General features: G+C 56.1%; 18 protein-coding genes. 12 read left to right on the top strand and 6 right to left on the bottom strand.

Going from position 1 to position 12,807, the window contains the following annotated elements; translation table 11 throughout:
• From EG885_RS19920 to EG885_RS19900, 5 genes are all read left to right on the top strand, one after another.
• Nucleotides 1-533 (top strand): dTDP-glucose 4,6-dehydratase (locus EG885_RS19920; protein WP_131578132.1); only part of this gene is annotated, 533 nt, incomplete at its 5' end.
• Nucleotides 530-1,372, top strand: coding sequence for a dTDP-4-dehydrorhamnose reductase (gene rfbD / locus EG885_RS19915; RefSeq protein WP_131578130.1), 843 nt, complete (start codon nucleotides 530-532; stop codon nucleotides 1,370-1,372). The genes EG885_RS19920 and rfbD, both read left to right, overlap by 4 nt.
• Before the next feature lie 10 nt (nucleotides 1,373-1,382).
• Nucleotides 1,383-2,252 (top strand): glucose-1-phosphate thymidylyltransferase RfbA, encoded by an 870-nt coding sequence (rfbA, locus tag EG885_RS19910; RefSeq protein ID WP_131578128.1) that lies wholly within the window; start codon nucleotides 1,383-1,385, stop codon nucleotides 2,250-2,252.
• A gap of 56 nt (nucleotides 2,253-2,308) precedes the next feature.
• Nucleotides 2,309-3,502: a glycosyltransferase 61 family protein gene (locus EG885_RS19905; RefSeq protein WP_131578126.1), complete on the top strand. Its 1,194-nt coding sequence runs from the start codon at nucleotides 2,309-2,311 to the stop codon at nucleotides 3,500-3,502.
• A gap of 48 nt (nucleotides 3,503-3,550) precedes the next feature.
• Complete coding sequence (locus tag EG885_RS19900) at nucleotides 3,551-4,765, top strand: glycosyltransferase family 61 protein (RefSeq protein WP_131578124.1); 1,215 nt, start codon at nucleotides 3,551-3,553, stop codon at nucleotides 4,763-4,765.
• A gap of 56 nt (nucleotides 4,766-4,821) precedes the next feature.
• On the opposite strand, the gene EG885_RS19895 is transcribed toward EG885_RS19900, so the two are convergent.
• Entirely contained in the window at nucleotides 4,822-5,598 is a 777-nt protein-coding gene (locus tag EG885_RS19895) for a sulfotransferase family 2 domain-containing protein (RefSeq protein ID WP_131578122.1), read from the bottom strand.
• 119 nt (nucleotides 5,599-5,717) lie between these two features.
• On the opposite strand from EG885_RS19895, the gene EG885_RS19890 reads away from it, so the two are divergent.
• Complete coding sequence (locus tag EG885_RS19890) at nucleotides 5,718-6,020, top strand: hypothetical protein (RefSeq protein WP_131578120.1); 303 nt, start codon at nucleotides 5,718-5,720, stop codon at nucleotides 6,018-6,020.
• 66 nt (nucleotides 6,021-6,086) lie between these two features.
• On the opposite strand, the gene EG885_RS19885 is transcribed toward EG885_RS19890, so the two are convergent.
• On the bottom strand, nucleotides 6,087-6,290 hold the full coding sequence (locus EG885_RS19885; protein ID WP_131578118.1) for a hypothetical protein: 204 nt from the start codon (nucleotides 6,288-6,290) through the stop codon (nucleotides 6,087-6,089).
• A 183-nt stretch (nucleotides 6,291-6,473) separates the two neighbouring features.
• Nucleotides 6,474-7,631 carry a MobQ family relaxase gene (gene mobQ, locus EG885_RS19880; protein WP_131578116.1) on the bottom strand — a complete coding sequence of 386 codons (1,158 nt, stop codon included), beginning with the start codon at nucleotides 7,629-7,631 and terminating at the stop codon, nucleotides 6,474-6,476.
• Between the two features lie 151 nt (nucleotides 7,632-7,782).
• On the opposite strand from mobQ, the gene EG885_RS19875 reads away from it, so the two are divergent.
• Both EG885_RS19875 and EG885_RS19870 read left to right on the top strand, forming a co-directional pair.
• Nucleotides 7,783-8,034: a conjugal transfer protein TraD gene (locus EG885_RS19875; protein ID WP_131578113.1), complete on the top strand. Its 252-nt coding sequence runs from the start codon at nucleotides 7,783-7,785 to the stop codon at nucleotides 8,032-8,034.
• Nucleotides 8,027-8,653, top strand: a complete 627-nt coding sequence (locus EG885_RS19870) for a hypothetical protein (protein WP_131578112.1) — start codon at nucleotides 8,027-8,029, stop codon at nucleotides 8,651-8,653. The genes EG885_RS19875 and EG885_RS19870 overlap by 8 nt, the downstream gene beginning before the upstream one ends.
• 47 nt (nucleotides 8,654-8,700) lie before the next feature.
• Here EG885_RS19870 and EG885_RS19865 read toward each other — a convergent pair whose 3' ends face one another.
• Nucleotides 8,701-9,009 carry a type II toxin-antitoxin system RelE/ParE family toxin gene (locus EG885_RS19865; protein WP_131578110.1) on the bottom strand — a complete coding sequence of 103 codons (309 nt, stop codon included), beginning with the start codon at nucleotides 9,007-9,009 and terminating at the stop codon, nucleotides 8,701-8,703.
• Complete coding sequence (locus EG885_RS19860; protein WP_131578108.1) at nucleotides 9,006-9,266, bottom strand: CopG family ribbon-helix-helix protein; 261 nt, start codon at nucleotides 9,264-9,266, stop codon at nucleotides 9,006-9,008. Before EG885_RS19860 ends, EG885_RS19865 begins: the two co-directional genes overlap by 4 nt.
• Before the next feature lie 299 nt (nucleotides 9,267-9,565).
• On the opposite strand from EG885_RS19860, the gene EG885_RS19855 reads away from it, so the two are divergent.
• Together EG885_RS19855 and EG885_RS19850 are read left to right on the top strand one after the other, a co-directional pair.
• Entirely contained in the window at nucleotides 9,566-10,573 is a 1,008-nt protein-coding gene (locus tag EG885_RS19855) for a replication initiator protein A (RefSeq protein ID WP_131578106.1), read from the top strand.
• A gap of 127 nt (nucleotides 10,574-10,700) precedes the next feature.
• Nucleotides 10,701-11,111 (top strand): hypothetical protein, encoded by a 411-nt coding sequence (locus tag EG885_RS19850; protein ID WP_131578104.1) that lies wholly within the window; start codon nucleotides 10,701-10,703, stop codon nucleotides 11,109-11,111.
• 140 nt (nucleotides 11,112-11,251) lie between these two features.
• Here the strand turns inward: EG885_RS19850 and EG885_RS19845 are convergent, their stop codons facing one another.
• Nucleotides 11,252-11,536, bottom strand: coding sequence for an HU family DNA-binding protein (locus EG885_RS19845; protein WP_131578102.1), 285 nt, complete (start codon nucleotides 11,534-11,536; stop codon nucleotides 11,252-11,254).
• 428 nt (nucleotides 11,537-11,964) lie between these two features.
• Here EG885_RS19845 and rfbC point away from each other — a divergent pair, with 428 nt between their 5' ends.
• Together rfbC and EG885_RS19835 are read left to right on the top strand one after the other, a co-directional pair.
• Nucleotides 11,965-12,525: a dTDP-4-dehydrorhamnose 3,5-epimerase gene (rfbC, locus tag EG885_RS19840; RefSeq protein WP_131578100.1), complete on the top strand. Its 561-nt coding sequence runs from the start codon at nucleotides 11,965-11,967 to the stop codon at nucleotides 12,523-12,525.
• Nucleotides 12,522-12,807: GDP-mannose 4,6-dehydratase (locus EG885_RS19835; protein WP_131578098.1), on the top strand; the 286-nt coding region annotated here is incomplete at its 3' end. The genes rfbC and EG885_RS19835, both read left to right, overlap by 4 nt.

The following is a 12,807-nucleotide window of genomic DNA, read 5'->3' as shown; positions in this document are numbered from 1 at the left end:
GGGCCGAGACCTATGGCCTGCCGGTGGTGCTGACCAATTGTTCGAACAATTACGGCCCCTATCATTTCCCCGAAAAACTGGTGCCGGTGGTGATCCTCAAGGCCTTGGCCGGGCAGCCGATCCCGGTTTACGGCGACGGCGGCAATATCCGCGACTGGCTGTATGTCGAGGATCACGCCGATGCCCTGCTGCTGGTGCTGGACAAGGGTCAGCTGAATCGCAGCTATAATATCGGCGGCGAGAATGAGGCCACGAACATCGATCTGGTCCGCACCATCTGCACGCATATGGACGACCTGCACCCCGAAGGGGCGCCGCACGCCGATCTGATCACCTTTGTCACCGACCGCCCCGGCCATGATCGCCGCTATGCGATCGACCCGACGCGCATCCGCACCGAGCTGGGCTGGCGCCCCTCGGTCACTGTGGATGAGGGGCTGCGGCGCACCGTCGAATGGTATCTGACCAACCGTGACTGGTGGGAACCGCTGCTGTCGCGCGACGGCGTGGGCAAACGCTTGGGTGCGGCGTGACGGGTCTTCTGGTCTTTGGCCGCACCGGACAGGTCGCGCAGGAACTGGCGCTGCTGGCCCCCGATGCGGTGTTTCTGGGGCGCGAGGGTGCCGATCTGACCGATCCAACGGCCTGTGCGGCGGCGATCATCGCGGCCCGTCCGCAGGCGGTGATCAACGCCGCCGCGTATACGGCGGTGGACCGGGCCGAAACCGACACCGAGGCTGCCCGGCTGGTCAATGCCGACGCCCCCGCCGCCATGGCGCGGGTCTGCGCGGAACTGGGCATTCCCTTTGTCCATATCTCGACTGATTACGTCTTTGACGGATCGGGCGAGGACGCGCGGGCCGAGGATGCGCCGACCGGCCCCCTTGGCGCCTATGGCGCGACCAAGCTGGCGGGTGAACAGGCCGTCGCGCAGGCCGGTGGGCAATGGGCGGTCATGCGGACCTCGTGGGTCTTTTCAGCCCATGGTGCGAATTTCGTGCGGACCATGCTGCGGCTTGGGGCGGAACGCGACCGGCTGACGGTGGTGGCCGATCAGATCGGGGGGCCGACGCCCGCCGCCGACATCGCAAGCGCCGCGCTGACGATCACCACCGCAATGCAGCGCGACCCGGCCAAGGGCGGCATGTATCACTTTGCCGGTGCGCCCGACACATCCTGGGCGGGCTTTGCGCGCGAGATCATGGCGCAGGCGGGCCTTGGGGCCGAGATTGCGGACATCCCGTCCAGCGCTTATCCGACCCCCGCCGCCCGGCCGCTGAATTCGCGGCTGGATTGCAGCCGCATCGCGCAGGATTTCGGGATTGCGCGCCCCGACTGGCGGGCCGGTCTGGCCCGCGTTCTGGATCACTGAAGGACAAGTCATGACCGATCGTAAGGGTATCATTCTGGCCGGCGGCTCGGGCACACGGCTCTATCCGATCACCATGGGCGTGTCGAAACAGCTGCTGCCGCTGTATGACAAGCCGATGATCTATTACCCGATCACGGTGCTGATGCTGGCCGGGATCCGCCAGATCGCCATCATCACCACGCCCGAGGATCAGGCCCAGTTCCAGCGCCTGCTGGGCGACGGCAGCCAATGGGGGATCGAGTTCACCTGGATCATCCAACCCTCGCCCGATGGGCTGGCACAGGCCTATATCCTGGCCGAGGATTTTCTGGACGGGGCGCCATCCGCGATGGTGCTGGGCGACAACATCTTCTTTGGTCACGGGCTGCCGGAACTGCTGGCATCCGCCGACGGGCGCGACAGCGGCGGGACGGTCTTCGGCTATCGCGTCTCGGACCCTGAACGCTATGGCGTGGTGGATTTCGACGATCAGATGCGCGCCCGCGCGATCATCGAGAAACCCAAGGTTCCCCCGTCGGACTATGCCGTCACCGGCCTCTATTTCCTCGACGGCACCGCGCCGGAGCGCGCCCGCGCAGTCCAACCCTCGGATCGCGGAGAGCTGGAGATCACCACCCTGCTGGAAAGCTATCTGCATGATGGCGTGCTGACGGTCGAACGCATGGGGCGCGGCTTTGCCTGGCTGGACACCGGCACCCATGCCAGCCTGCTGGATGCGGGCAATTTCGTGCGCACGCTGGAAAACCGTCAGGGCCTGCAGACCGGCTGCCCCGAAGAGATCGCCTTTGACGCAGGCTGGATTACCCCCGACCAGCTGCGCGAACAGGCCAAACGATACGCTAAGAACGACTATGGTTCATATCTGATGCGGTTGTTGTGATATATTGAATATTACCAAGTTGCGATATTATTAATTTAACTAAAAAGGCTCAAGTTTTGCTAACAACAACCCTCCTAGAAGAAATAAATTGCGTAAGGGATTTTTCTGATGGAAAAACCGGAGCGATGCATTTCGATGACAACACCTTCATGGGAAGAGAAATTCTCAGCAAAAATAACAAAAACCCTTACGTTTTGCATGAGAATGATGTCCTAGCGATACCACAAAAATACCTTGATTTTCAAAGCACACAAAGCAAGAAAGGAGATAAAAGCAGCCGGGGGGCCGTTTTTTATGACAGAGCTAACATTCTTATATATAGAAATTCTATAGGCCCGGGAAGCCTAACGAGAGACTATTTGCTCCACTATGCAGCTAAAGAAATTGAAAATGGGGGAATAAAACTCGAGATTCCCCCTGCTGAAGAGGTAATAGAAGAACCCGTTCTATATCTAGACATAATCTCATCTCATTTTGGGCATATGCTTGTAGACACGGCAGCCCGAATTTGGGCTCTCTCGGAGCCTCTCGGCATTGATTTGAGCAAAATAAAAATAGTTGGTTTTGGAGCTCACGGCCTAGCAACGTCTCATAAATATGCAAAAAAAGAAAATTGGCCAAGCTATCTTAACACGTTTCTAGAGGCGTGCGGAATTAACTCTTCTCAAGTAGAATTAATATACAAACCAACCCTTTTCTCTAAAATGATTATTCCAAAAAGGCTCTCTCCATATTGCGCGCCTCAAGGTTTTTCTTCAAAATACTCCTTAACAATGCAAAAAGCTGGATTGAATCTTTCGAGAAATTCCTCATTGGGAAATTGGCCGAGCAAGGTTTACCTCAGTAGATCAGCGCTTTCAGATGACAGAAGAGGCCTGCCAACCTCGCAAGAAAAAGACATCGAAAATATATTTTCTTCTTTTGGATTTACAGTTATCCACCCTCAAAGGTTGTCCTTATATGATCAGGCAGCAGTAATGCAGGGAGCGGAACGAATAGCAGGCTGTATTGGGACTCAGTTACACCTATCTGCATTTTCAGGAAATCCAGTCGAGATGTTTAGAATATCTCCCAGCTATTTTACGACAGAAACTGATAAAAATATTGTAAAAATGATTGGCGGGAATGTCACCGATCTAACGCTCAATAGAGCGACACCGGAAGGAATTAGAAATAAAACAGGGTTCGAGATGCAAGAAGGCGACTTCACCGTACTAAAAGAATCAATCGAAGAATGGCTTTCAAAGTAAAAATTCTCAATTGAATGGTAAATTCAAATAATTGTGCCTGACTTTTATGTGGCGCAATATGAAACATGGCCGATAAAATCCGTGGAGAAGTTAATGACGTCGCCTACTCCTGTTCCCGCAAGAAAAGACGCCCAAGAGATTTGGGTTAAGGATGCCAAAAAAGCAGGAGCAAATCTTTTGTGGCGTTCTGAAAAAGCGTACAATTTGCCGCTTTCTGGATTGCGCTTGATTGACCTTCGACGTCCGGGGCTTGAAGAGTGCAAAGATCCAAAACGCACAGAGATGATCACTAACGTTAAAAGTCGATACGACACTCCCGTCACTGCTCGTGACGATCGGCTATTTGAAGGGCAAGGATTTAGAGTTTATCGCGGCCAAATTTGGTCAGGCCGTAGTATAATTGACCACACTTTTTACCACGGCTTGCGCGGTAAGTTCGCTGATCAATATGATATGATGAGTTCCTTCGAGCGCCGTTCTTCTATAGAAAAAATAGACGGAAGTGCAATGTTTATCCAGAAGCCTGGATCTGGAAACTATTTTCATTGGATGATAGAGTGTCTTCCAAGATTGAAAGTTCTGGATGACGTTGACCTTTTAAAACGTGTTGATCGCCTTTTGCTTCACCTTAACCCTGTGCCAAATCATGTAAAAGAATCAATTCACTATTTTTTTCCTGATATGATAGAGCGATTGCACCCCTACAGAAACATGCTTGCTATTCCGGAGAAACTTTTATTTTTTACAGCCGGCCCTCGCAAAGAGGGGATGAAGCCAGAAACAAGAATTTCTTCGACTTCGGCGAAGTTTCTGTCAGAGCTTGATCGCCCTGATAGACCTGGAGAAAATATTATTTTTATATCTCGTGCTAATGCCTCAAATCGGAGGCTTGTTAACGAACAAGATTTGATCGAATTTCTTTCTTCTCGTTTCCCAGTTAAAGTCATGATTGGAGATAAATTAAGTGTTGCAGATCAACGTAAGATAATGGCGAGCGCTCGTGCGATTGTTGGTGTTCATGGTGCAGGACTAACTAACCTAATATTTGCTCCCCGTGGGGCACGGCTGATTGAGCTCACCCAAGGTCAATACCTTAATCGCACGGCCAGCTTCCACGACTCGGCATTGATTTGCGGAATTGAACCTCATCTGGTGCTTGCCGAAGAGCATGGAGAAAGAACCGAAGTCGTTAAAAACGTTGGAAACGATCTTTGGCTCGACCCCGCGGCATTTGAAAAAATTAGTGAAATAATTAGCTATTAGTTTATTTGCTTAAGCCAATTATTTAAAATATCATGCGCTTAGAGTAAGTCCTGTTACTATAAAAATATGTTTGCTTCGCGTAATTTTACATGGGCAACCTTCACTCTCCTGAACAGGGCTAGATCCAAGCCGTTCATTTTGCGGATCCGGGCCAGCTGCGCAGGCGTTGGGGTTTCGGCATTCTGCGGCAACGCCTCGGTGGAGCGGCGATGTTCGACCTGCGCCTCGCCCATACGCAGCAGACGGTTCAGGATGGTGTGCGACATTTCCATGTCTTCCAGCAGGCCAATATAATCGAACCGCGCCATGATCCAGGGGACCACCTCGGCCGCATCGCCGTCACGTTCACCGGTCAGGAAGAACACCGTCTTGTTCCTGACCGCCGGGCTGTCCTCGATATAGCTGTCCAGATTAGGATAGGCCTTGATCTGTTCCTGCCATTGCGCATGGGCGGGCGTGCGGGAATAGCGGTAATCCGAAATCACCCGCTGCACCGGATCGCGCACAAAGGTGAACAGCCGCGCATCCGGGTCGCGGCCCAGCAGCGCATCCACATCCGCCTTCCACAGATGCCCCGAGACGGACCGCATCGGCTTGCCGTCCCGCTCCAGCGGCGTGGTCGCCGACAGTTCTCGGTATTGCTTGCGAATTGAAGTAGGCGTGGTGCGGTTTGGAGAAATGTTGGTATATGGCGCAGCGTGCGACGACAGAGCTACGGTGATTGAGCTGCCTGCAGTCTTAGGCACATGCTGAAAAATCCAAAGACCATTGAAGTTTTCGTGGGCTTTGGCATAGGCGTTCCACGTATCTGGTCTCAATCTATGAAATTTCATCTTTCACTCCTGATGATTTAACAATCATAAAAACCAATTTAACGGAGCCCGTTCATTCATGTTGAACCAAACTCACATAAGTGTACTATCTTCTTGGAAAACGTATGGAGCAAGGCGTCATGAAGATCAATGGGTCTGAAATAATAAGTACTGGAACTTTTGTGATTTCCCCTGGACAAAAAGCAGAACTAACACTCCCGTTCGGGGATTTTACTATTGTATTTAATTCAGAAAATATATCCGGAATAATGCTGGACATGGACAGCAAGAAAATTTACGTGAATGACGAAAATAATTCGTCTGGAATTGGCGCTGCCTTTACAATCCCTTTGTACAGAGGTCAAGCTTCCCTGTCTTTAGTTGTAAATTCAATTGGGAGCGAAATCAACAAAACTCGCGTTATTAATTTCACTTATAGTTAAAAAGGTTTTTTTATTTTTCCTGTTTTTCGATTTTTAGTGCTTTCACTCGTGGTCGCGTTCCCTGTGTCAATGCTTTGCCTGCTTATGGGCTTCGCGCTCTTCTAGTTCAAAGGTTTCACGTTGTCCTACTACCCGGTGCTCAGCTTCGAGATCCTGCGCCAGGCTCTCGGCGTCAGCTGATGCACCGGCGGCGAAGAAATCGCCCCATCCATTAGTATCCGTGACGCGCTCCACCACGTCTCGCACCTGTTTGAGACGCAGCCCAGCCACGCAAGGATCTTCTCAGCCAGCTCCTGAGCGCCCCGGGCCACCTAGACGGCTCGTTGCTTAATTTTACGCCAGAGCTGCACAGCGGCGACTTCAATACCCAGATGATTGAACTGTTGCGACCTATTTGAGAGCTGCGGCGAGGGCTGTCGAACGTTCGTTGCGTTCATACCCGCCATCGCCTTATCACCTTTCATGACTCGGCCCTTCGCGCTCGGCGACCCGCTGCCGTTCCAACGCCCGCTCCTGTTCCAGCACGCGTTCTTTCTCCCGGTCCTGCTGGGTGAGGGCATGCCCGGCGCGATCGACGTTGCGCTCGACCTCCACACCGCGATCCTCATCACGCCCCGCCCGTGCGGCCTGTAGCCGCTCAAGAGCGCTCGAGGGCGCATCCACGGCCCCACGCGATGCCCGGGCGGCCTGAAGCCTCTCCAGCGCGGTCTCCGGGGCGCGGGTGAGGCCAAGCGCCGCCCCGCGCTCCTGCACCCGGTCCAGGGCCCGCTCCAGCCAGTCGCGGGCCTGCGTCCGAAACTCGCGGGCGACCTCGCGGACCTGAAGGCCGATCTCGCGCACCTCCTGCCAGCGATCGGAGGCCGGTGTGGCGATCCCGCGCCGCATCATGCTCCAGCCCCGGGCACCGACATCCGGTAGGGGCGGGCGGTCCAGCTCCACCGCCCGCGCCATCTCCGCGACGCGGACCCGCTCGTCGCCACTGCGCTCGGCAACAGAGGCCCGTTCAAGCGCTTCAGCGCGCTGCGCTTCCAGAGTGCGGTGATCGACCCGCTCATGGACGTTGCAGCGCTCAAGCGTCTGGTTGACGTGCTCGGCCCAGGACGACCGCCAGTCCACCAGCAGCTCCTTGGCGTTCCAGTCGCGGTTCTTTGCTCCAAACCCCTCGGGGCCGATCTCGCGGGTGGTCAGCATAATATGCGCATGGTGGTTGCGCTGGTCTCCGATCCGCCCCGGGGCGTGAAGGGCGATGTCAGCGACCATCCCCCGGGAGACGAACTGCGCCTGAACGAACCCGCGCACCAGATCGCGGTTCTGTTCCAGCGTCAGCTCGGACGGCAGGGCGACGCGGACCTCGCGACTGACCTGCGCATCCTTACGCCGCTCGACCAGTTCCACGGCGTTCCACAGCGCGGAACGATCCCGCGCCCAGTCCGGCGCATGCTCGGGGGCGAGGATCTCGCTGTGCTCGACACCGTGCTTGCGGGTGTAGTCGTGCACCTCGCCGGTGCGACGGTCCACGACCCGCTCGGCGGCACGATACGCGCTTGCGGCGGTCGCGGACCGCCCCTTGCTGCGGGAGATCATCGAGGCATCAAAATGATAAATCGCCATGATCGCCCTCCTGGCTTGGTTTCGAAAGGATGCGCAGCGGTCCTTCGCTCACACGTCGCTCGCGACGTATAGGTGAGCACTTCGTGTCAGGCCAGTGTTTACCGCCGGCCTCTGTCTTGCTACCTATCGCACAACCAGAGGGACACAAACCATGAAGACACTCGACCAGCAGATTGCAACAGCTGAACAGAAGCTGGCCTTGCTCAGATCCAAGAAGAAAGCCACCGACACCCGCGTCAAAATTATCGTCGGGGCTGTTGTCGTGAAGGCTGCACTGGAAAACCCGGACGCTGCCGCAAAGCTGGCTGGCCTGCTGCGCGACCGGGTGACACGGGATCTCGATGTGAAAGACATTCAGCAACTCCTCGCCAGCCTCGACAAGAAGGCCGCGAAGAATGGCTGATCCGAGAAACCCCGCCGCTGCCCCCACACCCCAGGACGAGATGCTGGAAGCCTTGGTCTCCGTCACCGCAGAGAACACCACCACGCTGATCGACGTCCAGCACCAGGCCGCAGCAACCGCGGCCTCGGTGAAAGATGCCCGCACCTACATGGCCACGGTCGTCAAGAACACGGACTGGGAGACCAACGGCAAGAAGATCGCGGCCATTCTGGACGACGCATTGCGGGAGGATCGAGCCGCCCTGCACGCAGTTGTCGACGCCGCACGTGAGATGCGAGGCAAGTCTGTCGAGATCACCCACAGGGCCGGTGACGCCGCTGAAGCACAGAAGGATGCCAGCAAGGCCTTCCACAGCGCCGCAGAGGGGCTCCTGAGGGTCATGGAGGTCCATCAGCAGGGTCGATGGCGTAGACTGGGCATCATAGCCCTCATAGCGGCGCTCTGCGGCGCTGTGGGCTTCTTTGCCCGCGAGCCGGCACATACGTTTGCGGTCCTCTGGGATGCAGGTGCCGAAATCAGGCTCGATGCGTCAGATAGAGCCTGCAGAGACCTCGGCGGGGAAACCTTGCCGTCCGGTGAGCGATTGGCCTGTGTTATCTGGCAGGACGCAGATCAGTGATCACTAAAAATTCCTTGTAGGCACCCTGATTCTCCAAAACGACATGCCTATTGGGGCCATTCTTCGGCAGACCAGTCGCGCGACGTGTGGATCACACGGACAATCGCGATTTCTTCTGCGCCGCCTGTTGGCGTTATGACGTAGGCGAGAATGTAAGACAGACCTGTCACCGATTTCTCATAGGTTCCGGTCACGCGACCGGGGCGACCTATCGGCATGTCACCAAGGGCGAGGGCTGTTTTGTCGAGAGCAGCGGCCACGCGACGAGCAGCGGCAGGGTTATCGGCGGCGATGTAGGCAACCTGTCCTTCAAAATCGGCCAACGCATCTTTTGACCAGCGAACGGGTCGCTTCACGCGGTGTCGCCTGCCGCTGCGTCGATTACTTGCCGCAGGGAGGCCATCGCATCCTCATGGCTGACTGTCCGTCCGGCCTCCACGTCCGCAAGCCCGCGCTCGATGCCTTCGATGATCGCCAGTTCGCGCTCTACGTACGTTTCTACAGCCTCTGCTGCCAGAAAGGATCGGCTGCGCCGCGTTCCGTCTGCCAGTTTCCCCAGCTTTGCTTTGAGCTGTGGATCGAGCCGGATCGTCATTGTGGTGCTGGCGGTCATCTCATCACCCTCTAAGCATGTGTACGTTTGAACACATACAGCATCTCAAGGCTTTCACCAAGAGCAGACCAGCAAATTCCTTAGTGTTAATAGTGTTACCTACGGAGTAAGTTACGGGCCTGAAAATGGCATATAACCACTAGTTTATAAATATTAAAACTGTCCACAGGGTTCCGAAAGGTGCGAACCAAGGTTCCGAAAGGTGCGAATTTTGGTTCCGAAAGGTGCGAACCTGTGGCGGTTCCCGATAGTGCGAAATGCTGGTTCCTGATAGTGCGAACTTATGCTACGGCTTGAGCATGGCACTACTCCCTAATCGACATCCTCAAAAAGACTTCTTTATCCTCGACATCGCCGATGTTGTGCCGAAAGATGATACCGCGTCGATGGAACACCCCATGTTCTCACTGGCGACGAAGCCAGACATGCGCCACTTGCATTATGCATCTGGGGATGTTCGCTTAGAGATTACGCCGTCCTACAACGGCCTGCCGACCATCTTCGACAAGGACATTCTGATCTTCTGTATCAGCCAGCTGATGCACATGAAAAACCGCGGTGAAAAGGTCGGTAAGCGTGTCAGGTTCACGGGGCGAGAGCTGCTAGTTTCAACGAACAGGCCTACCAACAACCTTGGCTATCAACGCCTAGAGCAAGCCTTCAAGCGTCTACGAGGAACAACCTTCAAGACCGATATTCGCACGGGAGACCGTATGGAAACCCGAATTTTTGGCCTGATTGACGAAGGTGGATTCGTCATGCGTGATGATGGTTCTTGGCGGCTAGATTATTGCGAGGTGGTCCTGTCAGACTGGCTCATGCGGGCTATCGAGTCCGACCAGGTCGTCACCATCTCAAAGGACTACTTCCGCCTACGCCGCCCGCTGGAACGCCGTCTCTACGAGATCGCGCGGAAACATTGTGGCAACCAGCCAAAATGGCATATTGGCCTTGCCAAACTTCAAGAAAAGACCGGCAGCAATGCCCCCCTCAAAAAGTTTCGGCTCAACCTTCGCCAGATTATCGCCGACGATCATACCCCCTTCTACCGGATTGAGTTGACGGGCGATGATCTCGCAATCTTCCGGCCCCGGAACACAAAGACACAGATCGCTCCCACTATTATCCTGCCTGATTGGGCCGAGGAAAAGGCCCGCGCTTTGGCACGGGAAAAGGGTCGGGATTACCATGCCCTTCGAGCTGATTGGCTAGTCTTTGCTCAGACAGAAACGGCAAAGGGCAATCCGCCTAAAAATGCAGGCGCTGCCTTTGTGGCCTACTGCGGGAAGCAGGACAGCCTGAGATAGCAGCTACGATGCAGCGATGCTCCGTTTCGTTGATAGTTTGCTTGGTTCAGAAATCGTGGCACACTGGTCAAGCTGACTGGTCATGACCGGTCAAGAAAACCAACAATGACCATGAGGGCAACCAAGCATGACCATGACACTGAATGAAGCGGCGAAGTCCTGTCGCAAGGCAAAGGGAACAGTCCTAAAAGCTATAAAAGAAGGCCGTTTAAGCGCGCCAAAAGATGTTGATGGACGATACGAAATTGACCCGTCAGAACTACACCGAGTTTTCCCAGTGACCACCACTGACCAGTTAGAAAAACCGCTACTGACCCCCATATCTGACCACGAAAACCGCATTGAAATTGAGCGGTTACGTGCAGAACTTAAAGCTGCAAGTACCCTGTCCGAAAACATGGCTGAAACTGTAGCAGACCTTCGCAAGCGCCTTGACCGTGAGGGTGAAGAACGACGCCAGTTGACCGCAATGCTGACCGATCAGAGGACAGAACGGGGGGCAAAGCGTGGTTGGTTTGGATTCCTGCGGTCCGTTTAGTTATTGCCCCGCCACTCCCTCCGGTTCGATAAGTGCAGCAAGGTGCGCCAAAACCGCGCGTTTTTGAAATGGTAGGCAGGGTCCGCTCCGTCCCGCATAGCGGCCGCTGACCAAGAGCATTCTGGCGCAGCTGGCTAAGGTCAGACCTTGTTGTTGAGCCGCTCCAGAAGTCGCTTCGAGGCCCTGAACAGCGGCACCTGCTTGGCTGCGACCGGCACGGGCGCTCCGTTTCTGGGGTTCCGGCCCATGCGGGCCTTCCGGTCCTTGCTGGCAAAACTCCCGAACCCCCTCAGTTCCACCCGGTGGCCGTCCGCCAGCCTGTCGGTGATCGCGTTCAGGATCGCCTCGACGACCGCCTCCGCGTCCAAGGGGGAAAGATGCGGATGGGCCTCAGCGACCTTCCGGACAAGCTCCGAGCGCAGCATGGGGGACCTCTTCGTTTCAGCCCCCTTTGAACAGCGATTTTTGCGCCCTGGCCAGCCGTCTGTTCGCTCCTTCACTCAACCTCCGGCCTGCCTGTCTCGCGAGAATGGGTGTTATGCGGCGGAGATGGGGGAGGGCTGGGAGTCAACGGAGGGTTGTGGGGTGAGGGGATGGAAGCTCTACGCTTTCTGGCGCGCAAGTTCTGATCGGTCGCGAGAGCCATTGTTCCAATCCCAGTTTGCATCAACAAAACTCAGGCATTTCTTCAGACTTTTACAAAGCTGACAGAAGATCAGGCAGAACTAAAAACGCTTCGTATTGAGTGAAGTAGTTCTTGACCTACCCTCTTGAGTTTAGTCCAACCCCACAAACCGGCTTCTGCACTCCTCATTCTGATGATTGCTCTTTGAAACCGAGTGTAGAGGTCCCCATGCAGATCGAACCGACCCCCCTGTCCGGCGTCCTGATCCTGACGCCTGCGCGTCATGGCGATGCGCGGGGCTTTTTCTCGGAAAGCTGGAACCGCAAGACGCTGACTGACGCCGGGGTGGATCTGCCGGACTTCGTGCAGGACAACCATTCGTTGTCGTCGCAGGTGGGCACGCTGCGCGGGCTGCACTACCAGTCGCCACCGCATGCGCAGGGCAAGCTGGTGCGCTGTGGGCGGGGGCGGCTCTTCGATGTTGCGGTCGATGTGCGGCGCGGCAGCCCGACTTACGGGCAGTGGTTCGGGGCCGAGCTGAGCTTTCAGAACGGCCGACAGCTGTGGATCCCGGCGGGCTTTCTACATGGTTTCGTGACCCGCGAAGCTGACACCGAAATCGTCTACAAATGCACCGATCATTACGACAAGGCGTCGGACGGGGCGGTGGCCTGGGACAGTCTGGGTATCGATTGGGGCGTCAGCGAGCCCTTGCTGTCGGACAAGGACCGCGCCGCGCCCGCGTTCGGCGACTGGACATCGCCTTTCAGCTTCGAGGAACCAGCATGAAGATCCTGATTACCGGCGGCGCGGGTTTCATCGGCTCGGCCGTGGTCCGGCTGGCCGTCGCGCGCGGGCACGAGGTCGTGAACCTCGACGCACTGACCTATGCCGCCAATCTGGCAAACGTGGCCGATGCGGCGCAGTCCGACCGCTATGCGTTTGAGCAGGCCGATATCCGCGACCGTCCGGCGCTGGACCGCATCTTTGCCGCCCACCGCCCCGATGCGGTGATGCATCTGGCCGCCGAAAGCCATGTCGACCGATCCATCGACGGCCCCGCCGCCTTCG

The sequence above is a fragment of the Paracoccus nototheniae genome, from assembly GCF_004335005.1.
Classification (GTDB): domain Bacteria; phylum Pseudomonadota; class Alphaproteobacteria; order Rhodobacterales; family Rhodobacteraceae; genus Paracoccus; species Paracoccus nototheniae.
The sequence above is the reverse complement of the archived record's forward strand: the minus strand, read 5'-3'. Positions and strand labels throughout refer to the sequence as shown.